We start from the raw sequence: 23,351 nt of genomic DNA on the forward strand, positions 1-23,351 counted from the left end.
CGAAGCCGGGATTCGTCGGCCTGCGCCGGCATTTTCATTTCAGTCCAGCTGTCCCCCGCAGTACGACGGGGGGCACCATAACCAACGGAGTCGGAACATGGCAAAGAAAAACAATGTGGCTAGCGTGAACATCGGCATCAGCGAGAAGGATCGCAAGCGTATCGTGGAAGGATTGAGCCATCTGCTGGCCGACACCTACACGCTTTACCTGAAGACGCACAACTTCCATTGGAATGTGACCGGTCCGATGTTCAACACGCTGCATCTGATGTTCGAAGGTCAGTACAACGAACTCGCCCTGGCCGTCGACCTGATTGCCGAGCGCATTCGCGCGCTGGGTTACCCGGCGCCGGGGACCTACAAGGAGTTTGCGAAGCTGTCGTCGATTCCCGAAGCCGACGGTGTGCCGGCTGCCGAAGAGATGATTCGCCAATTGGTCGACGGGCAGGAAGCGGTGACGCGCACCGCGCGCGGCATTTTCCCGACGGTCGACGCCGCCTCCGACGAGCCGACCGCCGACCTGCTCACGCAACGCATGCAACTGCACGAAAAGAACGCATGGATGCTGCGCAGCCTGCTGGCCTGAGCGCGTAACGTCAGCCCCCGCTATCGAACGGGAAATGTCATAGAGAAAGGGTGCGCACGGCGGTGCAGTCCAGTACACTGGCCGGATGTCCCTCGATTGGCTTGCCCGCACCCTTCTCGTCAGCCTGTTCCTGCCGCCGGTCAACGTACTGCTGCTAGCGGGCTGCGCCCTCGCCATCTGGCGGCGCTGTCCGCGCGCAGGCAAAACGCTGGCGGTGGTTGCGATACTTGCGCTATGGGTGCAGGCGATGCCTTGGTTTGCCCGCCAACTGGCCCGTCCGCTGGAGGCCGGAACCCCAATCGATCTCAAGTCGCTCGATGCCGCGCGCGGGGCGCCGGGGGCGGCAGCGACGCTGCCGCAGGCGGTGGTGATCCTTGGTGGCGGGGCGACCCGTCACGCGCCAGAATTCGGGCGGGAACGCGATTCCGATCTGAAGGCCCCCACGTTGGCCCGCGTGCGGTATGGTGCGCTGCTCGCTCGCCGTACACAATTGCCGGTGCTCGTCTCGGGCGGCAGTCCGACTGGTGACGTGGTCGAGGCGCGCATGATGGCGCAAGTCGCGACCGAAGAATTCGGTATCCCGGTGCGCTGGATCGAAGGACAATCGTTGAATACGGCGCAAAACGCCACTTTCAGCGCGCGTATGCTGGCGAACGTCGGCGTGTCGCGCGTTTATCTGGTCACGAGCGCCTGGCATATGCGCCGGGCTCGCGACCAGTTCGAACGTGCTGGACTTACGGTGGTACCCGCACCGTGCTGCAATGCGAACGCGTTCGAACCGGATGTTATTCCCGGCTGGTGGCCCACCGTCGGTGGCTTGCGCACCACGCATCAGGCGCTGCGCGAATGGATGGCCCTAGCCGTGGGACATTGAGCTTTCCATCCCCGTTGAGACGTCACGAAGCACCGGCATCGCAGGCGGGACGATGAACGAACCGGAGTCACGCATGGGTGCGGGCTCCGTGAATTGCCAACCTCAAACGAGAGAGACGTATGAAGACGAAAGCTGTCCTGAGCGTTGAAGACGTGCAGAAGATCAACGCCGCCGCCGTGGCCGAAGCCACCGCGAACGGCTGGAACGTGTGCATCACGATCGTCGACGACGGCGGTCACGCGCTGTCGCTGTATCGTATGGACGGTGCGGCGCCCAGCACGGCCATGATGTCGCTGGGCAAGGCGCAGACCTCCGCGGTCGGCCGTCGTGAAAGCGGCGCGTTCGAGGAGATGATCAATGGCGGCCGCTTTGCGTTCCTGAGCGCACCGAACACCGCGATGCTCGAAGGCGGCGTGCCTATCGTGGTCGACGGCAACGTGATTGGCGCCGTCGGTGTGTCCGGAGTGAAGTCGACGCAGGATGCCCAGATTGCGCGGGCAGGGATTGCGGCGGTCGTCAAGCGCGCATAAGCGCGTATAGGCGGGTATAAGCGCCCCCGCGCGCTCGCCGGGTTCCGTAGGAACGTAGGGACAAAAAGCATCGTCGATGGGTTCGGCGATGCTTTTTTTTCGACGGCACCAAAGAAAAACCCGCCCTCGCGGACGGGTCAAAGGCTTGTCAGGCCGGATGGCCACCCCCTGAGGCTTGGCAGGATGGGCCACGAGGAGAACACTCATGAAACGCGTGTGGATGGACAAAAAAAGTGGCTTGGCTGGCGCGCAACGCAGGTAGAGAGGGGCTTGCCGTAACTACATGGGATTGCGTTGCGTTCGCTGGCTACTGCCAAACACCTCTTAGGCGAGGTGGTCCCCACAAAACTCGGTAACGGGGGCGGCACGGTCGTGGTCGTGCCACCGCCAAAATTCGTGACGGATTGCGCGCCTTATTTCGTCAGGATCAACTTGCCGTATCGCGTGGCGCGCAACTGATACGTCTGTCCGTTGTGCAGGATATTCACGCATTGCGTGCCTTGCAGCAGGTGATCGCTCGTGAGCGCGCGGCCCGTGGTGTGGCTGGCCGATTTTGCCGTTTGCGCACGTGACGCCGACAACGTGCGGCGCGGTTCCATGGCGGGCGGGGTCGGGCGGGCAGGGGTGTGGCTTGCGGTCATCTCGCTCATCCGTATGGCTGACTGTGAGACAAATATTAAATGAGAATCATTACTATTTATATTGAAATATGGCTATCGCCGTAGTTTCAGAATAGGGTGTGCCTAATCGAGGATTCACCGGACGGTGGCACGCCACGTCCGGCGAATGGCTTGTCGATGACCGCTTAGCCAAGCGCGCCTTGTTCGGCGAGCGCCCGGATCTGCCCGACGGTGTCGATGTCGGCCTCACGATAAGCGGACTTCACGAACTCGCTATAGCGTGTGTCTGCCGTGGCGGCGTCTTCCTGCAGTGTGGTGCTGTAGATGAAGCGCACGAAGTAATGCGTCGGCGTCGGTTCTTCGATACGCATGGTGAGGGTGCCACCTGCGTGCTGATCGGTGGCCGCCGTCTCGTAGCGCACCGACTGATGGGCCTCGAAGACGACCCGGTCGTGCACTACCGCCTCACCGAAACGCAGCTCGCGGGTCAGCGAGTCGTCGGTGCGTTCGTGCACGATGCACTTGTCGAGTCCGAGCACGAAAGTTTCCGGTTGCTCGGCGCGCAGCACGAGACCGCGCCACAGTTGATTGCGCGTCAACGCGAAGGCCAGCGGATTCAGGAGGTCGTTGACCTCGATCAGGTGTTCGTACTGCAAGAAAGTCTCCCCGTCCATCGGTGCGGGCCGGCATGCAGTGACAGCATGCTGGCGTCGCGCCGAATATTACTCGACCAACAGACTGTCGATGGCAATGGTGCCCGATAACACCTTGTGAATTGGGCACGCATTCGCGATTTCCAAGAGGCGCTGACGCTGCTCCTCCGACAAATCTCCGGCCAGTTCGATTTTGCGCGTGATTTGGGTGGTCCCGACGGGCGGTTTGCCGTCCGGATTCATTGCGAGCGTCACGGTCACTTCCTTGAGTGGCCATTCCTTGCGCCTCGCATACATCTGCAACGTGATCGAGGTGCAGGCGCCGAGACTGGAGAGCAGCAACGCCGCCGGGGCGGGGCCGAGGTCGCCGCCGCCGAGCGCCGCGGGCTCGTCGGCCAGCCATTCATGCTTGCCGTCCGAGAGCGGTGTGGTAAAACCTGCGGCGCCCAAATGGGCGGTGACTATCGCTTCTGCAGCCATGGCAGCTCCTGTGGGGGCAAATGAACGTTGTGGTGAACGTCATGGAACGTATCGAGAGATGATGAACGGCCCGGTGAAGACGTTGAGCCACAGCGCACTCTGCGTGCCATTGTGACCCAAATTCACCGGGCCGGTACGAACGGCAGGGATCTCCCCGACGCCGCCGCCTCAGTCTGTGGTGCTCGAGGCCGGAATCCGTCCCATGCGGCCTGCCTGGAAGTCGAGAATCGCCTGACGAATCTCGCCCTCCGTGTTCATCACGAACGGGCCGTAGCGGGCCACTGGCTCACCCAGCGGCTTGCCGCCGATCAGCAGGAACGACATCGGCTTGTCGCTAACGTTGCGCACGGCAATGCGCTCGCCGGCGTCGCCGAATACGACCATCTGATGCGTCTTGGCCACAGTGGCGTCGTCGCCGAATTGCCCTTCGCCGTCGATCACATAGGCGAACACGTTGAAGTCCGTGGGCACCGAATGATCGAGCACCCCCTGCGATTGCAGCGTGAAGTGCTGGTACAGAATCGGCGTCCGCGTTTCGATGGCGGCGCGCGTGCCAAGCGCCTCGCCCGCAATCACGCGCACCGACACTTTGCCGTCTTCGCTGGTCGCGCTCGGGATGCCGGCCGCCGGGAGTTCCTGGTAGCGCGGCGTCATCATCTTGTCCGTGCGCGGCAGGTTCACCCAGAGCTGGAAGCCGTGCATCTCGCCGCCACGCTGCTGAAAGGCCTGCGAGGGCATTTCGGAGTGGATGACGCCCGCACCGGCCGTCATCCACTGCACGTCGCCCGGCGTGAGCTTGCCCGCGTGGCCTTGTGAGTCGCGATGCTCCATCTCGCCGGCAAGCAAGTACGTCACGGTCTCGAAGCCGCGGTGCGGGTGATCGGGCGCGCCCTTGGCGTCGCCGGGGGCGACTTGCATTGGCCCCATTTCGTCGAGCAGGAGGAACGGATCGAAGTCCGCCATCATGCGCGTGGGGAACGGGCGATTGACGTGAAAACCGGCGCCTTCCTGCGTTTGCGCTGCCGTGAAGACCCGGGCGATCGGGCGGGCGGACGGGGTGCTCATGGGGAAACCTCCTGTGGGGGCGCACGCCGAGGTGGCGTTGTGCGTCCAATGTCGTGCCCAAACTATATCGGGGCGCATGACCCCGGGAGTAGCCCGTAACGCAGGAAGGATTGTTACCCGATTGGAACAATGCAGACCAAACGTGGCCGCACGACGTCGTTTGCGAATTCGATCGGCGAAAAAAAGCGCGGTGACGAGCACCGCGCTTGCGCGATTCGTGAAGGCGTCGAACCTATTTCGTGTCGGGTGCGGTCACGAAGCCGAGTTTGGTGATGCCGGCCGTCTGCGCTTGCGACAGCACTTTGGCGACGCTCTCGTAGCGCACGTTCTTGTCGGCGAACAGGTGCAGTTCCGGCTGCGGCTGCGCTTCGGCGGCCTGCGCCAGACGCGCCTTGAGCGCGGTCTCGTCGACGACCTGCTTGTCCCAGAAAACGGTGCCGTCGGCCTGGATCGAGAGATCGATCTTGGCCGGCTTGGTGTCTTCCGGCTGGCTGCTTGCCTGCGGCAGGTCGAGCTTGACCGATTGATTGAGGACCGGCAGCGTCACGATGAAGATGATCAGCAGTACCAGCATGACGTCGACGAGCGGCGTCATGTTGATCTCGCTCATCATGGCGTCGTCGGCACCGTCGTCGCTGCTGTATGAACCCATAGCCATGGCGAATTCCTTGTCTGGCGCGGCGGTTTAGCTGGCGCTGGCCGGGGTGGACTTGCGCACCGGCGAGACGTTGGTCGCGAACTGTGTCGGGTGCAGGCTGGCGCCGGTCAGGAAGTAGGCGTGCAGGCTGTGGGCAAAACGGTTGAGCTTCGACACGATGCCCTTGTTGGCGCGCGTCAGGGCGTTGAAGCCGAGCACGGCCGGAATGGCGACGAACAGACCGAAGGCGGTCATGATGAGCGCCTCGCCCACCGGGCCGGCCACTTTGTCGATCGTCGTCTGACCCGACGCACCGATGGCCAGCAGCGCGTGATAGATGCCCCACACCGTGCCGAACAGACCGACGAACGGTGCTGTCGAGCCGATCGACGCCAGCATGGCCAGGCCGCTTTGCAGGCGCGACACCGTGTCGTCCACCGAGTTCTTCAGGGCGCGCGTGATCCAGTCGCTCACGTCCATCTTGTCGTGCAGGTGCGGCTGACTCTGGCGGTGATGCTCGGCGGCGTCCTGGCCGGCGAGGGCCAGTGCGAGGAACGGGTTGTTCTGCCCGGATTCGCCCAGCTTCTGCAGACCGGCGGAGAAATTCTCCGAGTGCCAGAAATCCGGCTCGGCGGTGCGCGTCAGGCGGCTCAGGCGGAAGACCTGGGTGCCCTTGATGAGGATGACCGTCCACGACAGCACCGACATCACCAACAACACGATTGCGATGGCTCGGGTAACGAAATCGCCCTGCGCCCAGACGTGGCTCAAACCATACTCTTGCATTTTGCTTTCCTCGGGAGATCCCATTCGTGAAGGGTTGCGTTAATTGTCGATGTTGAATCTGAAAGGCTTCGTCGCCGTGGTCTCCACCGCGCGTCCGTCTTTCATTGGCGCGGCGCAGCGCATCTTGTAGGCCGATTCGATGGCGGCTTTATCGAGTCTCGGATAACCACTCGACTTGACGATGTTTGCCTCCGCCACTCGGCCTTGCACGTTGATGACCATCCTTACCGTCGCGATGCCCTCCTCACCGAGCCGGCGTGACTGCGTCGGATAGATCAGCGGCGGATCCGGGCATTCGAGTTTCAGCCCTTCGACGCGGCCCGGCGGCGCGACGGCCTGTGCCGGTGCGGGCGGTGCCGCTGGCGCGACGGGTGCCGTGTCTTTCACCGGTTCGGCACTTGGTTGCGGCGGCGCCACCGGCTCGGCCTTTTGCGCGATGGCATTGGGCGCCGATACGCGAGGCTTGGGCGGCAGCGGTGCGACCTTCGGCTTCGGAGGTTCGGGCGCGGGCTTGGGGGGGGATGCCTGCGGCGGCGCAGGTCTCGGTTGGGGCGGAACGATGGTGGCGGTGAAGACCGTCGGCACAATCGTGGCCGGCTCCGGGGCAGTGCGCAGGTGCGACAAACCCACCAGGGCGGCAATGTGGGCGACGACGATCGCTGCCGCGATTGCGACGGCACGCGGCGACATCAGCGGATCGCGGCTCGGCATGAGCGTGAGGCCAGAAGGGAGCACGGTCGACATGGTAACGGCTAGGGTACGCTAAATTGCGGCGATGAACGGTGAGCGCCGCGCGATGCGCGACGACTCGGCGTCCGGGATAGGCCGGGACGTACGATGAAAGGAAAACCGCGCCAAGCGGCGCGGTCGGCGAACACAGCGACGCCACGAATCGAGCGCCGTGCGCGAACTCACTTTCGAAACAGGAAAAACGACAAGCATAGCGTCGACACAAAGCCAATCAGGAGTTCCATTTGACACCTCCGGTGGGTGAGAAGTCGCTGGCTGGCGCTGGGCGGCACTTGCGAATCGTCGCATAGGCCGCCGTTGGCTGGCGCTGTTGCCGATGCGACACTTGGCCGCAGAGGCGGATCAAAAAAAGCCAGGCAGAACACTCGGCAAAGTCGATGCCGATGCCGTAGGGCAATCGGGGGAGGGCGTGACGGTGCGAGCCGTCTCAGGCGGCCAGCGCCAGTTCCCGCACGACCACGATGTCCGAGGGGGTCGTCACTTGGGCCGACTGGCAGCCACCACCGCACGAGCGACCGCAGCACGGCGACGCACCGGACACCATTTCCTGAACATAAGGGCCGCACTTGCCGCAGCACAGCGCAACGCCGAGGTCGATCTGAAGATCTTCCATCGAGGTGGCACCGGCGTCGATGCAGGCCTTGATCTGGCGTTCGGAGACGGATTTGCAGACGCAGACGATCATGATGAAAACGTCAAAATGTAACACTAATGAGAATAATTATTATTCAAGTGATGATGTTTTGCAAGTGTCGTCGACCTATTCCATTGCGCGAGCAGGGGTTTGCAGTCGCGGGTTCAGGCGGAGATGATGGGAAGGTTTGGAGGCGGATCGAGACTGGCCGGGCCATCCGACGTGATCTCGGCAATGTCGGCGATCTCGATGGTCTGAACGCGTGGCGCGTTGGGCAGTAGCCGATCGGCCATCGTCTGCAGCGCGCTCGCGTTCGCGGTGGCGAACAATTGGAGGTCACCACGGGTGTCGGGCAGACGAGGGGCGATCAGGGCATCGGATTCGAGACGCCGCTGAAGCTGCCGGGCGATGGCCGCACCGGTGTCGATAAGGGAGAGCGTCGTGCCGAAGCGTCGCTGGATGGCCGGCATCAGGAAGGGGTAGTGGGTGCAGCCGAGCACGAGCGTGTCGGCGCCTTGCGACACCATCGGTTCCACGTATCGTTCGAGCAGTGCCATGACGTCAGCTGAGTCGACATCGCCGGCCTCGATGCGCTCGACGAGCCCGTGGCCCGGTTGGCAAAGGAAGCGTTGGCCTTGTGCGGTGTGACGCGCGAGCAGATCGGCGAACCGGGCGCTGCGCAGCGTGGCCGCGGTAGCGAGGACCCCGATCACACCGCGCTTCGACACTGCCGCTGCGGGTTTGATGCCGGGCTCGACGCCGACAACCGGCCACGAGGCATCGGCGCGAAGCGCCGCCACGCCGTGCGCCGTCGCGGTGTTGCAGGCGACGACGAGTGCCTTGGCACCGCGCTCGCGCAGCCACCGGCCGATCGCCAGTGTGCGTTGTTCGATGAACGCATCGGGGCGCTCGCCGTACGGAGCGAATCGGGAGTCCGCCACATAGAGCAGGGACTCTTGCGGGAGCAGCGCGCGCACGGCCTGAAGCACCGACAGGCCACCGAGACCGGAATCGAAAACGCCAATGGGCGCGTTGGAGGGCATGGCAAACGAAAAAGGGCCGGCAAATGGCCGGCCCCGGAATTCTAGCGCAAAGCCTGCGAACCGATATCGGTGCGGCGATGCGTGGTGCGTCCGCGTGCTGCGGCGAACGGCCTTATTCGTCGAACGACGCCATGCCAGACTGCTGATAGTTCTGCAGACCGACCTTGTCGATCAGTTCGATTTGCGTTTCCAACCAATCGATGTGCTCTTCGGTGTCGTGCAGGATCTCGTTGAAGATTTCGCGCGAGACGAAGTCCTTCACGCTTTCGCAATGGGCGATCCCTTCCTTGCAAGTCTTTTGCGAGAGGTATTCGAGCTTCAGATCGCACTTCAGGATTTCTTCCGTGTTCTCACCGATGAGCAGCTTGTGCAGATCTTGCAGGTTGGGCAGGCCGTCGAGCATGAAGATGCGTTCGATCAGCTTGTCGGCGTGCTTCATCTCGCCGATGGACTCGTCGTACTCGTGCTTGCCGAGCTTTGCGAGGCCCCAGTGGTTGTACATCCGGGCGTGCAGAAAGTACTGGTTGATCGCCGTCAACTCGTTCGTGAGCTGCGCGTTGAGGAGTTCGAGAACTTTCTTGTCGCCTTTCATTTGGAATCCCTGCCTTGTTCGGTTTGCGAGCGGTTGAAGCGTAGCCTGAAAAGGCTGGGAAGCCAAGCCTTGCCGGGCCTTTCGTGAACCAAGGTGCAAATGGAAATGCGATCCATTCGTGCTCCTTCTTGTGAGATCGGCATGGCGCGGATCGGCGACGAGCGGACGAAAAAAGCCCGGCGAAGGCCGGGCTCGGTCCAGCAGGCGCTGCCCCGGCTGTCTGCGGCCGGGGCAACCGGGTGACGCGTTGTGGCGCGCTACTTCGCGCTACGTCGCCTTACGGCGCATTACTCGGCAGCGACCGGGATCTTGCCGATCTTGGCTTGCCATTCCTTCGGACCGGTCTGGTGGACCGAGACGCCGGTCGAATCGACGGCCACCGTCACGGGCATGTCCTTGACGTCGAACTCGTAGATCGCTTCCATGCCAAGGTCTTCGAACGCGAGCACGCGCGCCGCACGAATGGCCTTGGACACGAGATAAGCGGCACCGCCAACGGCCATCAGGTACGCAGCCTTGTGCTTCTTGATCGCCTCGATGGCGGCCGGGCCGCGCTCCGATTTGCCGATCATGACGGCGAGGCCCGTCTTCGACAGCATCATGTCGGTGAACTTGTCCATGCGAGTGGACGTGGTCGGGCCCGCCGGGCCGACGACTTCGTCGCGCACCGGATCGACCGGGCCGACGTAGTAAATCGCGCGGCCGTTGAAGTCCACCGGCAGCGGCTCGCCGCGGCCGATCATGTCGGCGATGCGCTTGTGTGCCGCGTCGCGACCGGTGAGCATCTTGCCCGAGAGCAGCAGGGTCTGGCCCGGCGTCCAGCTGGCGACTTCTTCCGGCGTGAGCGTGTCCAGGTCGACGCGCTTGCTCGTCTCGGTATTCGGTGCCCAGTGCACGTTCGGCCATGCGTCGAGCGACGGTGCGGCGAGGAACGACGGGCCCGAGCCGTCCAGCGTGAAGTGCGCATGACGCGTGGCCGCGCAGTTCGGGATCATGGCGACCGGCTTGGACGCCGCGTGCGTCGGGTAGTCGAGGATCTTCACGTCGAGCACGGTCGCCAGGCCGCCCAGGCCTTGTGCGCCGATACCGAGGGCGTTGACCTTCTCGAACAACTCGATACGCAGCTCTTCGTTCCAGTTCTGCGGACCGCGCTTGATCACGTCATGGATGTCAATCGGGTCCATGAGCGATTCCTTGGCGAGCACCATGGCTTTTTCCGCCGTGCCGCCGATCCCGATGCCGAGCATGCCCGGCGGGCACCAGCCGGCGCCCATCGTCGGCACCGTCTTCACGACCCAGTCGACGATCGAATCGGACGGGTTGAGCATCACGAACTTCGACTTGTTCTCCGAGCCGCCGCCCTTGGCTGCAACCGTGATGTCGACCTTGTCGCCTTCCACGATTTCGTAGTGGATGACGGCGGGCGTGTTGTCCTTCGTGTTCTTGCGGCCGGCTTCGGGCGGCGCCACGATCGAGGCACGCAGCACGTTGTCCGGGTGCATGTACGCCTGACGCACGCCTTCGTTGATCATGTCGGTGAGGTTGCGCTTGGCGTCCCAGCGCACGTTCATGCCGACCTTCACGAACACGGTCACGATGCCAGTGTCCTGGCACAGCGGGCGGCGGCCTTCGGCGCACATGCGGCTGTTGGTCAGGATCTGAGCGATGGCGTCGCGCGCGGCGGGGCTTTGCTCGGCCTCGTACGCCCGGCCCAGTGCCTGGATGTAATCGTCCGGATGGTAGTAGCTGATGTACTGCAGGGCACCGGCGACGCTCTGAATGACGTCGTCTTCTTTAATGACGGTAGACATGAAACGGCTCTCGACTTAGTGGGGACGGGTGGGGGTAATGACTTGCGGGGTCGCGTACGCCGGGGCGTGGCTCTCGTTCGTCAACTTGTTGACGACGGCCATGACGACGGCGGAAAGCAGGAAGACACAATGAATGATCACCTGCCACATGATCGTGTGGGGCGTTTGCTGAGCGGCATCGATAAAGGTCTTGAGCAGGTGGATCGACGAAATGCTGATGAGCGCCATCGACAGCTTCACCTTGAGCACCCCGGCGTTCACATGATCGAGCCACTCCGGCTCGTCCGGATGGCCTTCGACACCGAGGCGCGAGACGAACGTCTCGTAGCCGCCGATGATGACCATGATGAGCAGGTTCGAGATCATCACCACGTCGATCAGGCCGAGCACGACGAGCATGATCTGCGTTTCGTCGAACGTCGTGGCGTGCGAGAGCAGGTGCCAGAGTTCGGCCAGGAACTTGTAGACGTAGACGCCTTGCGCGGCGATCAGCCCGAGATACAGCGGCAGTTGGAGCCAGCGGCTGAAGAAGATGATGCGGGGCAGGGGGCGCATCGGCGCGTCGGACGGGCGGCCGGGAGTCGACATGGCGGTTTTGACGAAGTGGTGACAGTGGCCAGCGCTTGCCGCGGCAGACCGGAATTATTGGATACGCAAATCAAATCGAAAGACATCGGGCGATACGGCGACCGGCTTGCCGGTTACGGATATCGCGTCGCGACATTCGGCTTGGCGGGCATTTTACAACGTCTGGCCGAAGGCGCTGTGTCCGATTCAATCCCGGGCGGGTAATAGCGTCTTGCGTGAACCGGCGCGCGGCAACGCGGCGAGCACGATCCCGGCGACGGTCAGGGCCAGCGCGGCGCCTTGGGCGGCGGCCAGCCGCTCGCCGAGGAAGATCACGCCGTACGCGGTCGCCGCCACGGGCACCATGGCGGTGAAAACCCCCGCGAGTTGGGCGCTGACGTGCCGAATGCCGCGCATCCACAGGAAAAACGAGAAGACACTGGCGGCAAGACCGTACCAGACGATGAGCGCCCAATGCCCGGGCGTCAGCGCTGCGTAGTTCACCGCCATCAGGCTCGCCACGCCGAAGGGGAGCATCATGGCGCCGCCGATCAGGTGGGTGTAGGCGCAGATATCGATGGCGGAGAGTTCGGCGGCGAGCCGTTTCGAGACGATCACGTAAATGGCTTCGCAGACCACGGCGCCGAGTACGAGCACATTGCCCAGCCAGGCGTTGCCGGCGCCCGCCGAGACACTGGCGCCGTGCGTGTCGCCGCGCGACAGGTTGAGCAGGGCGACTCCGGCAATCGCCAGTCCAATGCTCACCAACGTGCGTCGTGACGGGCGTTCGCGCAGCACGCCCCACGACAGCAGGGCGACACAGGCCGGCAGCGTCGCGGTGATGACCCCGGCGGCGGTGGCCGTCGTCATCCGTACGCCCGAGAGCATGAGCAAGGTGAAGAGAAACGTGCCGAAGAACGTTTGCACGAAAAGATTGCGCCATTGGGGGCGCGTGACGCGCCGCATGGCTGACGGCCGATAGCGGGGCGCGAGGGCGACGATGGCGATCACGAAGCGCCACAGCGCGAAGGCGGCCACCGGCATGACGGCAACCATGGTCTTGCCGATGCCGACGTTGGCGCCCACGAAGGTCATCGCCAGGGCCAGGGCGAAACTCGGAAAGCGCGCAAACAGGCGGTCGGAGGCCGACGTCGTCGGGGGCGAAGGCGGGGGCGGTTGGGACGGAGATGTCGAATTCACGGGCGCTCCGTGCGAGTCCGGGGTGGCGAGTCAGGGGGGATGCGGGTAGGATTGTAGCGAATTCGCCACAGTCTGACGCCATGCGGCAGCGCGTTCGCGCGAGTCCCGCGCGCGGCGCGACGACATCGCTTGGGCCAGTGTAAGGCGTTAGTAAGTCGCTCGTCTTAATGTGGCGTTAGCGATCTGTTTTGGCTTGATTGCAATGATTTTTGCATATCTATAAGAGGGGACATCTCATGGCAGCAATCGAATCGGTATTGCAGGAGCAGCGCGTCTTCGCGCCGCCGCAGGCGCTGGTCGCCAACGCGAAGATCTCCGGCATGCCCGCCTACGAGGCGCTGTGCGCCGAGGCCGACAAGGATTACGAGGGATTCTGGGCGCGCCAGGCGCGCGAGAATCTGGCCTGGCACAAGCCGTTCACGCAAGTCCTCGACGAGACCAATGCCCCGTTCTACACGTGGTTCGCGGACGGTCAGATCAACGCCTCCTATAACTGTCTGGATCGCCAGATCGAAGCGGGTCTGGGCGACAAGACGGCCATACTTTTCGAAGCCGACGACGGTACGGTGACGCCTGTCACCTACCGTGATCTGCTTGCGCGCGTGAGCCGCTTCGCCAATGCGCTCAAGGCCAAGGGGGTGAAGAAGGGCGACCGCGTGGTCATCTATATGCCGATGTCGATCGAAGGCGTGGTCGCCATGCAGGCGTGCGCGCGTATCGGCGCGACGCATTCGGTCGTCTTCGGCGGGTTCTCGGCCAAGTCGCTCAACGAGCGCGTGATCGACGCCGGGGCGGTGGCGATCGTCACGGCCGACGAGCAGATGCGGGGCGGCAAGGCGCTGCCCTTGAAGGCCATCGTCGACGAAGCGCTCGCGATGGGCGGCTGCGACCATGTGAAGTCCGTGATCGTCTACCGTCGCACGGGCGGCAATGTGACGATGCACGCGGGGCGTGACGAAGTGCTGCAGGACCTCGTTGCCGGTCAATCGGATCAGTGCGAACCGGAGTGGGTCAGCGCGGAGCATCCGCTTTTCATCCTCTATACGTCGGGCTCGACGGGCAAGCCGAAAGGCGTGCAGCACAGCACCGGGGGTTATCTGCTGTGGGCATCGCTCACCATGCAGTGGACCTTCGACATCAAGCCCGACGACGTTTTCTGGTGCACGGCCGACATTGGCTGGATCACTGGTCACACGTACATTGCTTACGGCCCGTTGGCCGTGGGGGCGACGCAGATCGTGTTCGAAGGCGTGCCCACGTATCCGAATGCGGGGCGGTTCTGGGAGATGATCGGGCGTCACAAGGTGACGGTGTTCTACACCGCGCCGACGGCGATCCGTTCGTTGATCAAGGCGGCCGAGCAGACGCCGGCGGTGCATCCGAAACAGTACGACCTGTCGTCGCTGCGCATTCTCGGGTCGGTCGGCGAGCCGATCAATCCGGAAGCGTGGATGTGGTACTACGAAAACGTTGGCGGGGGGCGTTGTCCGATCGTCGACACGTGGTGGCAGACGGAGACGGGCGGACACGTGATTACGCCGCTGCCGGGCGCCACGCCGCTGGTGCCGGGGTCGTGCACGTTGGGTCTGCCGGGCGTTGCGGTCGCCATCGTCGACGAAACCGGGCAGGACGTGCCCAACGGTCAGGGCGGCATGCTCGTGATCAAGCGTCCGTGGCCGGCGATGATTCGCACGATCTGGGGCGATCCGGAGCGATACAAGTCGAGCTACTTCCCGTCGGAGCTGGGCGGCAAGATCTATCTGGCGGGGGATGGCTCGATTCGTGACGCCAAGTCCGGCTACTTCACGATCATGGGCCGTATCGACGACGTGCTGAATGTCTCGGGTCACCGCATGGGCACGATGGAAATCGAGTCGGCGCTCGTGGCCAATCCCCTCGTGGCGGAAGCGGCGGTCGTGGGGCGCCCCGACGACACCACGGGCGAGGCTATCGTGGCGTTCGTGGTGCTCAAGCGTTCGCGCCCGACCGGCGACGAAGCCAAGCAACTGGCCATCGAACTGCGTAATTGGGTGGGCAAGGAGATCGGGCCGATCGCCAAGCCGAAGGACATCCGCTTTGGCGACAACCTGCCGAAGACCCGCTCGGGCAAGATCATGCGCCGTTTGCTGCGCGTGATTGCCAAGGGAGAGGAGATTACGCAGGACACGTCTACGCTTGAGAATCCGGCCATTCTGGAGCAGCTCAAGCAGGCGCAATAAGCACGGGCGCCTGGGCGGCTATGGTGAATCGCTCGCAGACCGGCTCGGCCGGCAAGGCCGATCCGGTGGGCGTCAGCCGACCGCCGGGGCCTGCTGCCGGTGGCTCGCTGCCCGATGTCGACTGGCATGGGGCGGCCGCCGGCATTGCGGCGCGCCACTGGCGCAGGACATTGCGTTGGGTGGCCGTGCTCATGGCGATCGGCTTCGTGGTGACATTCGTGCCGCAGTTCTGGGCGCGCGAGTGGGCCGAGACGCGATTTGCCGGGTGGCCGCTGCCGTTCTACATGGGCGCCCAGGGTTCGATTCTGGTCGACATCGGCCTGATCGCCGTCTACGCGTGGCTGCAGCGGCGCAACGATGCGCGCTACCATCGTGAACTGCATGCGTTGCGCGATGCGCATCGCGACAGTCTCGGCCTGGATAGCGACGGGATGAACAACGCAGCGGCGTCTGCGGCATCGCGAAGCGCTTCCTCTCTCGCTCCCTCTCGCGCCGCGTCGGCGCCGACTTCCCGATGAGTTTCACGCGCAGGATGTTGCGCTACTACCTGTATTACACGGCGGGCTTCCTGGCGTTCGTGTTGATGATGGGTCTGCTCGAGCGGGTCAACGGCCCGGGCGTGTGGATCGGCTATGCGTTCCTGTTCGTGACGATTGCCGTGTATGCCGTGATCGGCTTGATCTCCCGGACGTCGGACGCTGCCGAGTACTACGTTGCGGGGCGTCGTGTGCCGCCGGTGTTCAATGGCATGGCGTGCGCGGCGGACTGGATGAGCGCGGCGTCGTTCATGGGATTGGCGGGGTCGCTTTACGTGTCGGGCTACGACGGCCTGGCGTACGTCATGGGATGGACCGGCGGTTACTGTCTGGTGGCGTTCCTGCTTGCGCCGTACTTGCGCAAGATGGGGCGCTACACGGTGCCGGACTTTCTTGGCACGCGCTACGACAGCAACGTGGTGCGGGCGTTGGGGGTCTTCTCGACGATTCTGTGTTCATTCGTCTATCTCGTGGCGCAGATTCAGGGCGTCGGACTGATCGCGTCGAGATTTATCGGTGTGGAATTCACCATCGGCATTTTCTTTGGGCTGGCGGGCATTCTCGTGTGCTCGTTCCTGGGGGGCATGCGCGCCGTGACGTGGACGCAGGTGGCGCAGTACATCATCATGATCACGGCGTTTCTGGTGCCGACGGCGATGATCGGCCATCAGACGGGTAACGGTTGGTTTCCGCAGTTCAGCTACGGCACGGCACTGGCCAAGGTCGAGGCGCTGGAGCGCGAGGTACAGCAGTCGGTGCCTGAGCGCGAGGTGCGTGATTACTACCGTGAGCAGGCGGAGCAGATGCAGCGCCGGTTGGACGGGTTGCCGGACAGTTTTTATGGTGAGCGTGCGGAGCTGGAGCGGCAGTTGCTGGATACGAAGCGTCGCAACGGGCCATTGCGCGACGTGAAGGTGCTGGAGGCGAAGCTGGAGGCGTTCCCGCGCGACGTCGGCGAGGCGCAGAACCGTTGGTTGGAGATGCGCAATCAGTATGTGGAGCGCAGCGAGCCGCAGCACGCGATGACCGAGCCGTTCCCGGCGCACGACGACGCTACGCGCAACGCGCAGCGCTTGAACTTTCTGTTGCTGATGGTGTGCCTGATGATCGGCACGGCGAGCTTGCCGCACATCTTGACGCGGTATGGCACGACGGCGACGGTGCAGGGCGCGCGTAGTTCCGTGGGGTGGACGCTGTTCTTCGTGGCACTCCTGTATGTGAGTGCGCCGGCGTTGGCGGTGATGCTCAAGTACGACGTGCTGCTGCATCTGGTCGGGGCGCGTTATGAAAATCTGCCGGGGTGGGTGATGCAGTGGCGGCATGCGACGCCGGTGCAGCTCGATATCTCGGATGTCTATCGCGACGGGGTGGTGCAGTGGGGCGAGATCTGGATGCAGCCGGACATGCTGGTGTTGGCGGGGCCGGAGATCGCGGGACTACCGTACGTTATTTCGGGGCTGGTGGCGGCGGGGGCGTTGGCGGCGGTGTTGTCGACGGCGGACGGGTTACTGTTGACGATTGCGAATGCGTTGTCGCACGACGTCTACTTTCACATGGTGGATCGCAATGCGTCGAGCCAGAAGCGGGTGACGACGTCGAAGATCTTGTTGTTGTGCGTGGCGATGTTTGCGTCGTATGTGACGTCGCTGAATCTGGGGAACATTTTGTTCCTGGTGGGGGCGGCGTTTTCGTTGGCGGCGTCGTGTTTGTTTCCGGCGTTGGTGCTGGGGGTGTTCTGGAAGCGCACGACGCGGTTGGGTGCGACGGCGGGGATGGTGTGCGGGTTGCTGGTGTGTGTGTATTACATCGTGACGACGTATCCGTTCTTCACACGGTTGACGGGGTTTGTGGGGGCGCGCTGGTGGGGGGTGGATCCGATTTCAGCGGGGGCGTTCGGGGTGCCGGCGGGGTTTGCGGTGGCGATCGTATTTAGCCTGCTGGGTGGGCGTCCGAGCGAGCGCGACCGGCATCTGGTGGACCATCTTCGCCGCCCATAGGGATGCAGGGCGGAAGCACTTTTTGGTGGGGTTCGTGCGAAAGGGTATGGGATGTTGCCGATGATCTGCTATAATTTGCGACCTTCAGGAGAGATGGATGAGCGGTTTAAGTCGCACGCCTGGAAAGCGTGTATAGGTTAATAGCCTATCCGGGGTTCGAATCCCCGTCTCTCCGCCACAGATAAACAAAGGGCTTCCCGTGTGGAAGCCCTTTGTACGTTTACTATAGGGCGGATGTTTACTATTCAGACGCCCTAGCGCAGCGGTTTGACGCGCTCTGGCTTCCGGCGGTAGACCCTCGCGGTCAGGCGACTGTCTGCATGCGCCAGAAGCGTTTGAGCGTGCTCAAGCGTCTCGGCATCACTGGCGCACTTGGCACGAAGATCATGTTCCGTGAACCGAACTTCGACCTTTGTCTCTGCCAGCACCCGCCGCATAAATCCTTGCCACATCGAGTCCCATGAGCCGGCCCTGCCGGTGCTCTCGTTCAGAAAGCTCTCGCCTTGTTGAGTGCAGAACAGCCACTCGGATGTTTGCGATGGCCTAACGGTCTTCGCTTCTTCGACGGCCTCCCGCAACGCGTCCGTCCACTCGATGATCAACCGCTTGCGAGTGCTGTTCGCCGTTTTGGCTGGCATGACGTGGATCCCGTCCTCGTGCAGGTCATCGAGACGAAGCCGCAACAGATCGCCGCGACGCAATCCTGTGAGCAGCTTGACGCGGATGTAGGCATGCACCGCGAGGACGCTGCCCGCCTTCCGCTTCGACGTTAGCGAGAAGCATTCGACGATCTCCCAGTCTTCGACGTACCGAGTCCTTGGCGGAATGCTAGCCAGGCGCAACTCGCCTTTGAACGGGTGCCTGTCGATATAGCCCCACTCGACAGCCTTCGTCAGCGCGTGCGACAACACCTCGACCTCACGGCGCGCGGCCACCTTCGCCTCGCGCTTATCGATGTACTGATAGACGTGCCGAGGCTTGATGCCGCTGAGCGGCATGCGACCGAAAACCGGCTTGAGCGATTTCAACGCCGACGTGTTTTGCGCCTGCGTCGTTACCGCCTTGGTGGGCAGAACCTCTCGCGCATAGCGCTCAAGCAACTTGTCGATGGTTCGCACGTTTTCCAGATCGGCAAGCCGATCCGACCACACCCGATATGCCTCGGGAAGCGACGATCCGAGCCGGAATGTCTGCTTGTCGTCCCACATCGATTCGAGGCCGGGAGGCACTTGGTAGTAATACGCGCCGCTGACATGCCGCCAGCGCGTCGGTAAGCCCTTGTGGCGGGCATCACGCTTTCGCGGCATTCATCGCCCTCCAGTCTGGCTCGATGGAGGCACCACGCGCTGCTACAGCCGTTTGCGCGCCAAGCACCAGAGCAACGTGCTCGCTCAACACCACAATCGTGCCATTTGGCCTCACGCGGTGCTCAATGCCCATCATGCGCAGTGCGCGTGCCTGGGCGCGGTTCTGAGTGCGTCCGGTCAACGTTACTAACTCATCCGGTTCGAGAAACATCGACGTCAGATTTCTCATCGATGCACCTCCTTACGCCTTGCCGTCGGACTCGCGGCGCTCTCGTGTCGCCATCCAGAAATATCCCGCGTCCTGATTCCAGTAATACTGGTGACCTTCGAGCGATACGCCGGTCTCAGTTGCGGAGTTGTACGCGGCAACAACTGCATCGAAAGCTCCGTCTTCGAGAAAGTGAGCAATAGTCTCCGCTTCCGGAACCTTGATCCCCCGACTTGCCCAATACCTCTTTTCATTGAGCTTGTGCTCATCGAAATTCTTGACGATGTATTTCCCAATGTAAGTCGCGATCTTGTGACGAAGGCCAACTTCGCGATTTGGGTTGCGCACGTCAATGTTGCCGTTACCCTCGCCGACGACACGGAGCCACAGCGCTCGCAGGACGCGATAGTTCTGCCGCCCTTTGACGGCAATGTGCAAATGCCATGCCCCTCGCTTCTGTCGCTCAGGAACAGCGACGTATTGGAAGCTCTGGACACGGCCCAGGAGGCGTCGCAGCGAGTCGAAATCGCGCTTGATCTTCTCTTTGTCGAGCACGTTTTCTCGGTACGTAAGCGTGATCATGCGGTCGGCGCCAATTGCCTTGCAGCGCAGTCGCACTTGTTGCCTTGCGCGTTTCGCTGCGCTCAGCATGCTCGTCTCTTCGTCCTTCGATTCGCCGCGCTTTGCCTTAGGCACGAGATGAAGGGCTTGAGCCTTCATGTACCGGTCAAAACGCGTGGCAGAGGCCTCCACTTGGCCGTCCTCGAAGACGCGTCTACGGACGATCCACTCACGGCGGAACGGCGAGTAATCCATTAAGGGGGCGTCATTCATCGCAAACCTCTATCTCTCTGATCAGGGTGCCCCTTGCATTGAGCGCTCGGGGGTTGGTGTTCTTGTCGTGCCTGATCTGGCCCGCGATTCCGATGACTTGTACGTTAAGTGTTATTAATACAAGTCTAAGGGCGCGCTTCGCGCGCCCGCCGTCCTCGCCCCTGCGGGCGGCGGGCGCTCGCAGCGCTTCCCAACTTTTTGTCCGTAACCCATCACGTTCAAGACGAGCGATATCGCAGCGTCGAGCGCAGAAAGGTTCGGCATGAAAGCCGGAATGCATAGGTATGAGGTTGTGGCGAGCGCACGAGGTGAGACCCGCTGCTCGGTCACGCGAGCCGCGCTGAGCCGCGCGATAACCGCACGGACTCCGCAGGCACGCATACGCGACCCTCTCTCCGGGTACGGCGCTGACACTCCCGACGCTAGACGTCCTGAAGACGACCGGTGAGCGGAAGTACAAACGTCAATGCACGAACCAACGGTGAGGTTGGGCTACGACTGTGTTACCTGCCGGGTGAGATAGGAAATTTTTTGGATGATGGCCGCAGCACGACGAAGGTTACTGCCCGCATTAGGGATTGGCCGAGCTCTCGTAAAACTGCCCCAGCGTACGCATCTGAGCGCCGATGTAAATCCGGCATTTGTCGCCGGAAATAATTTGGGCCAGTGCGAGCCCGTATTTCTATGCACTGAATACAACGGTACAAACGTAGGCCGCGCATGTATACGCGGCGGGAATGTCCGGCTATTAGAGCAGCGCGCGAAATCAGCGTATATAGGGAAATTCCGATTGGCGTGGAAGTGGGGAGGATGGTGGCTTGCATGGCGAATGGCGTGGCTTGAGATTGAAGCAGCGAACCGCGTCGTGCGCAGCGCGATGCTATGAGAACAGCCGAAACATGCGGGGGGCCATGCCGGAGGCAGAGTTGGATGCGAAGGTTGAGGCTATGCGGCCAGAAGGCTTGATTTCAGCTTGTGGCATTCGCTGACCAGTTCCCCGGCCATTTCGCCGAGTTCTTCGAAGATCGCGAGCAGAAATCTGAGAGGGATCTCTTTGCCTGCGTCTGTGGTCGAGCACATCGGGAGAGCGAGGATGCGTTCTGAGAGGGTGTTGAGTCTATCCACGGAAGCGTGGACTAGGAAACCTGATGGAAGACGACCTGTCATGCGGGGCACCTTGATCTAGCCAATTTGCGAACCCCGCCACCCGCTGCATGGCGCAGGGGTGGGCGGGCACTGGACTAGGTTAGCGAACCGCTGGTGTATCGGATTGGCGGCACACCCGAAGGTGTCCCAATCCAGGCCCGCCCGTTGAGGCAGGAGACGCATTGCTACATGCACACGCAAGCCGCATACGTCGCGGCTGTGTGCCCGATAAAACACCCGTCGGGTCGCTAAACCCGGTCGCGTTTGGGGCGCGACGGGGACAAGATTAGCGGCACGACAATATCGGCACCACGCGTTCCGAGTCCCATTCTAGGTGACTCTTTTCGATTCGGAACATTCCGGTGTCCTAATCGGGACTCTTCTTGGTTGACGGGGGAGGTCTGAACAATGCGTTGCACGAAAACGGAGCCTTTGGCTCCACTCACATGTACGCGGGCGATTGCTTCAACGGCATCTAGGGACGCTGTTTCGTATCCGCTCGGGAACGAAAGCCGTTAAAGCGGTGCAATTTCGGCATTTCGTTCCCGAACGGGAACGGAATCTATCGAATGACGGCGTTGTTTACTCGGAGTCCACTTCGGGCCAGAGCTTCGGGAACAAGAATCTCAAGCTCTTTAGCGGCAGAGCGAAGGCAAGATCATCTCGATGTGAGTCAGAACGCAGAATCCCGAAATCCAAAAGGCTCCGAGTAATGCGCCTCGCAGTTGCATCGCTCTCTCCGAGGATCTGTGCGAATTCCGCCCGCGAAAGCGGTCGGGTACGAGCGATGAATTCGAGGGCCAGTGCAGACTTCTCGGGTCTGATAACTGATTTGTCGGAACCTATTTGCCACGGGTTTGCGTCAAGGTAGGAGAGCAAGTCGCGCAGCCGTGCCGTAAATCCGCCGAACTCCATCATCTTCAACATGAAGTTGACCTGATCTAGACAGCAGTTGAGGAAGTAATTGATGAACTTGACTAACTCCTCTTGCGACAGGTTGCCTCTTCCGTCCAGGTCGTTGCGTCGAGACATGTCCGCTGCGGCGAGGCGAGCGTAGTACTCGTCGTGGGTACGGGCAAATCCGCGTAACGGAGACCAAAGGCCGTCGGTCAATCCTGATGCGTGTAGCGTCAAATGCGAATGCAAGCGGCAGACGCGACCATTGCCGTCGATGAACGGGTGGATCCACGCGAGGCGATGATGTGAGCAAGCCGTCGCAATCAGTTGGTACTCAGAGGCCTTGATGCGGGAGAAGCGCTTTCCCCATTCCTCCATTAGCTGGGGTATGAGATCTACCGGGGGCGCCATGTGCTTGCCAACGGTGACATCCTTCTCTCTGAATTCGCCAGGTAGGATAAGGTCGCCTTCGTTCGTGAGTCGGAATTTTTCCGGCAGCGCTTCGAAGAACAATCGGTGTATGGTGCGCACGCGCTCCGTGTTAAACATTTCGTCGGCGCTTACGTCTTTCCATTGCTTTTCCAACTGCTCCTCGGCGTGAATGTGCGCCGTGGCCATCAACTGCTTCTTGTGCTCTTCTGTGTCCAACGAGTAGTGCTGCTCAAGAGCCTGCTGAATCTTGGCCGGAGTGGTGTGTTGCCCCTCGATCTTGTTCGTGTAGTAGGAGTTCATGTTCCGAAGGAGCGGAACAAGGGCGTCAGCGACCGGGCCTTTCCCATCGGCCTGTAACTCGCGGGCTCTCTCGGACAGAGAGGCCGCCAGTTCGAGCGAACCGTCAAGCACTCGGTCTTCCGGGAAGAGGGGCTGGATCGAGACGACAGTAACCATGGGACCTTTCTTTGCGTTGGTTTTCCCCGCAAGAGCTTACCTATCCGCCCAGGTTTGTACAGTTGTCTGGAGGGATAAATGTAGGGTTCTTTGGAGGGTTAAAAATATCGTAACTATTTGTGGATTATAGCTTTTTTTATTTTTGTGTGTGGATAAATGTAGGGTTGTTCGTAGAGTTTATTGGGCGGTTCTGCTGCTCCCCCGAGCCCACGAGGCCGTGCTAGCCCCGGTCACTCGTGCCACGTTCTTGGCGGTGTCGAATGCTCACATCTCTCACCCTTGACGACGAACTACTCACGAAGGCTAAGGCGCTCGCAGGCCACTCAATGCACGACGGCATTGATCAATGAGGCCCTCAGTTGATTGAAAGGGAGGGACATCCGAGTGGCGAGGAGCCGATGGAGATAGCTCAGCGGGGGGTGTCAGAATTTCCGTGTTCAAGGCGAGTTGAGAATTACACGGACGGTCGAACGAATCGATCCGCGTAAAGG

Annotated in this window: 23 protein-coding genes and 1 tRNA gene; 7 read left to right on the plus strand and 17 right to left on the minus strand. The window is 62.0% G+C overall.

The genetic code is table 11. From position 1 onward, the window contains the following. Positions 1-97: 97 nt before the first annotated feature. The 3 genes from PSO31014_RS20205 (at position 98) to PSO31014_RS20215 (ending at position 1,990) form a co-directional block, all read left to right on the plus strand. The gene (locus PSO31014_RS20205; protein WP_150553252.1) at positions 98-586 is read left to right on the plus strand and encodes a Dps family protein; all 489 of its coding nucleotides are present in this window, start codon (positions 98-100) and stop codon (positions 584-586) included. A gap of 85 nt (positions 587-671) precedes the next feature. After that, positions 672-1,460 (plus strand): YdcF family protein, encoded by a 789-nt coding sequence (locus PSO31014_RS20210; protein WP_150553253.1) that lies wholly within the window; start codon positions 672-674, stop codon positions 1,458-1,460. A gap of 119 nt (positions 1,461-1,579) precedes the next feature. Further along, positions 1,580-1,990: a GlcG/HbpS family heme-binding protein gene (locus tag PSO31014_RS20215; RefSeq protein WP_150553254.1), complete on the plus strand. Its 411-nt coding sequence runs from the start codon at positions 1,580-1,582 to the stop codon at positions 1,988-1,990. A gap of 413 nt (positions 1,991-2,403) precedes the next feature. On the opposite strand, the gene hemP is transcribed toward PSO31014_RS20215, so the two are convergent. From hemP to PSO31014_RS20280, 13 genes are all read right to left on the minus strand, one after another. Further along, positions 2,404-2,640 carry a hemin uptake protein HemP gene (hemP, locus tag PSO31014_RS20220; RefSeq protein WP_150553255.1) on the minus strand — a complete coding sequence of 79 codons (237 nt, stop codon included), beginning with the start codon at positions 2,638-2,640 and terminating at the stop codon, positions 2,404-2,406. Positions 2,641-2,795: 155 nt separating this feature from the next. Then, a complete protein-coding gene (locus PSO31014_RS20225; protein ID WP_150553256.1) occupies positions 2,796-3,266 on the minus strand; it encodes an SRPBCC family protein in 471 nt (156 codons plus the stop codon). A 66-nt stretch (positions 3,267-3,332) separates the two neighbouring features. Then, positions 3,333-3,743: an OsmC family protein gene (locus PSO31014_RS20230; protein ID WP_017233111.1), complete on the minus strand. Its 411-nt coding sequence runs from the start codon at positions 3,741-3,743 to the stop codon at positions 3,333-3,335. Between the two features lie 168 nt (positions 3,744-3,911). Beyond that, positions 3,912-4,808: a pirin family protein gene (locus PSO31014_RS20235; protein WP_150553257.1), complete on the minus strand. Its 897-nt coding sequence runs from the start codon at positions 4,806-4,808 to the stop codon at positions 3,912-3,914. 232 nt (positions 4,809-5,040) lie between these two features. Further along, complete coding sequence (locus PSO31014_RS20240; RefSeq protein ID WP_130025013.1) at positions 5,041-5,466, minus strand: ExbD/TolR family protein; 426 nt, start codon at positions 5,464-5,466, stop codon at positions 5,041-5,043. A 27-nt stretch (positions 5,467-5,493) separates the two neighbouring features. Continuing rightward, the gene (locus PSO31014_RS20245; RefSeq protein WP_017233114.1) at positions 5,494-6,231 is read right to left on the minus strand and encodes a MotA/TolQ/ExbB proton channel family protein; all 738 of its coding nucleotides are present in this window, start codon (positions 6,229-6,231) and stop codon (positions 5,494-5,496) included. Positions 6,232-6,270: 39 nt separating this feature from the next. Further along, positions 6,271-6,975, minus strand: coding sequence for an energy transducer TonB (locus PSO31014_RS22855; protein ID WP_150553258.1), 705 nt, complete (start codon positions 6,973-6,975; stop codon positions 6,271-6,273). A 433-nt stretch (positions 6,976-7,408) separates the two neighbouring features. Then, on the minus strand, positions 7,409-7,666 hold the full coding sequence (locus PSO31014_RS20255; protein WP_150553259.1) for a (2Fe-2S)-binding protein: 258 nt from the start codon (positions 7,664-7,666) through the stop codon (positions 7,409-7,411). A 113-nt stretch (positions 7,667-7,779) separates the two neighbouring features. Continuing rightward, positions 7,780-8,658: a glutamate racemase gene (murI, locus tag PSO31014_RS20260; RefSeq protein WP_150553260.1), complete on the minus strand. Its 879-nt coding sequence runs from the start codon at positions 8,656-8,658 to the stop codon at positions 7,780-7,782. A gap of 112 nt (positions 8,659-8,770) precedes the next feature. Beyond that, on the minus strand, positions 8,771-9,250 hold the full coding sequence (gene bfr, locus PSO31014_RS20265; protein ID WP_017233118.1) for a bacterioferritin: 480 nt from the start codon (positions 9,248-9,250) through the stop codon (positions 8,771-8,773). A 287-nt stretch (positions 9,251-9,537) separates the two neighbouring features. Next, entirely contained in the window at positions 9,538-11,061 is a 1,524-nt protein-coding gene (locus PSO31014_RS20270) for a fumarate hydratase (RefSeq protein ID WP_150553261.1), read from the minus strand. Positions 11,062-11,076: 15 nt separating this feature from the next. Further along, positions 11,077-11,649 carry a TIGR00645 family protein gene (locus PSO31014_RS20275; RefSeq protein WP_150553262.1) on the minus strand — a complete coding sequence of 191 codons (573 nt, stop codon included), beginning with the start codon at positions 11,647-11,649 and terminating at the stop codon, positions 11,077-11,079. Positions 11,650-11,835: 186 nt separating this feature from the next. Further along, positions 11,836-12,762: a DMT family transporter gene (locus PSO31014_RS20280; RefSeq protein ID WP_281349136.1), complete on the minus strand. Its 927-nt coding sequence runs from the start codon at positions 12,760-12,762 to the stop codon at positions 11,836-11,838. A 302-nt stretch (positions 12,763-13,064) separates the two neighbouring features. On the opposite strand from PSO31014_RS20280, the gene acs reads away from it, so the two are divergent. The 4 genes from acs to PSO31014_RS20300 all read left to right on the plus strand — a co-directional run bounded on the left by acs (position 13,065) and on the right by PSO31014_RS20300 (position 17,758). Then, positions 13,065-15,047: an acetate--CoA ligase gene (gene acs, locus PSO31014_RS20285; RefSeq protein ID WP_150553263.1), complete on the plus strand. Its 1,983-nt coding sequence runs from the start codon at positions 13,065-13,067 to the stop codon at positions 15,045-15,047. Between the two features lie 20 nt (positions 15,048-15,067). Beyond that, complete coding sequence (locus PSO31014_RS20290; RefSeq protein WP_150553264.1) at positions 15,068-15,565, plus strand: DUF4212 domain-containing protein; 498 nt, start codon at positions 15,068-15,070, stop codon at positions 15,563-15,565. Continuing rightward, complete coding sequence (locus PSO31014_RS20295; RefSeq protein WP_174976597.1) at positions 15,562-17,580, plus strand: sodium:solute symporter family protein; 2,019 nt, start codon at positions 15,562-15,564, stop codon at positions 17,578-17,580. Before PSO31014_RS20290 ends, PSO31014_RS20295 begins: the two co-directional genes overlap by 4 nt. Positions 17,581-17,667: 87 nt before the next feature. Next, positions 17,668-17,758 (plus strand) — tRNA-Ser (locus PSO31014_RS20300). Between the two features lie 76 nt (positions 17,759-17,834). Here PSO31014_RS20300 and PSO31014_RS20305 read toward each other — a convergent pair. From PSO31014_RS20305 to PSO31014_RS20320, 4 genes are all read right to left on the minus strand, one after another. Then, the gene (locus tag PSO31014_RS20305) at positions 17,835-18,788 is read right to left on the minus strand and encodes a tyrosine-type recombinase/integrase (RefSeq protein ID WP_246176892.1); all 954 of its coding nucleotides are present in this window, start codon (positions 18,786-18,788) and stop codon (positions 17,835-17,837) included. An 82-nt stretch (positions 18,789-18,870) separates the two neighbouring features. Beyond that, positions 18,871-19,116 carry a DUF4224 domain-containing protein gene (locus tag PSO31014_RS20310; RefSeq protein ID WP_150553266.1) on the minus strand — a complete coding sequence of 82 codons (246 nt, stop codon included), beginning with the start codon at positions 19,114-19,116 and terminating at the stop codon, positions 18,871-18,873. Positions 19,117-19,128: 12 nt separating this feature from the next. Continuing rightward, on the minus strand, positions 19,129-19,929 hold the full coding sequence (locus tag PSO31014_RS20315) for a rolling circle replication-associated protein (protein ID WP_174976598.1): 801 nt from the start codon (positions 19,927-19,929) through the stop codon (positions 19,129-19,131). A gap of 1,728 nt (positions 19,930-21,657) precedes the next feature. After that, positions 21,658-22,860, minus strand: coding sequence for a Fic family protein (locus tag PSO31014_RS20320; protein ID WP_150553267.1), 1,203 nt, complete (start codon positions 22,858-22,860; stop codon positions 21,658-21,660). Positions 22,861-23,351: the final 491 nt, after the last annotated feature.

It is taken from the genome of Pandoraea soli, assembly GCF_902459595.1.
Classification (GTDB): Bacteria; Pseudomonadota; Gammaproteobacteria; order Burkholderiales; family Burkholderiaceae; genus Pandoraea; species Pandoraea cepalis.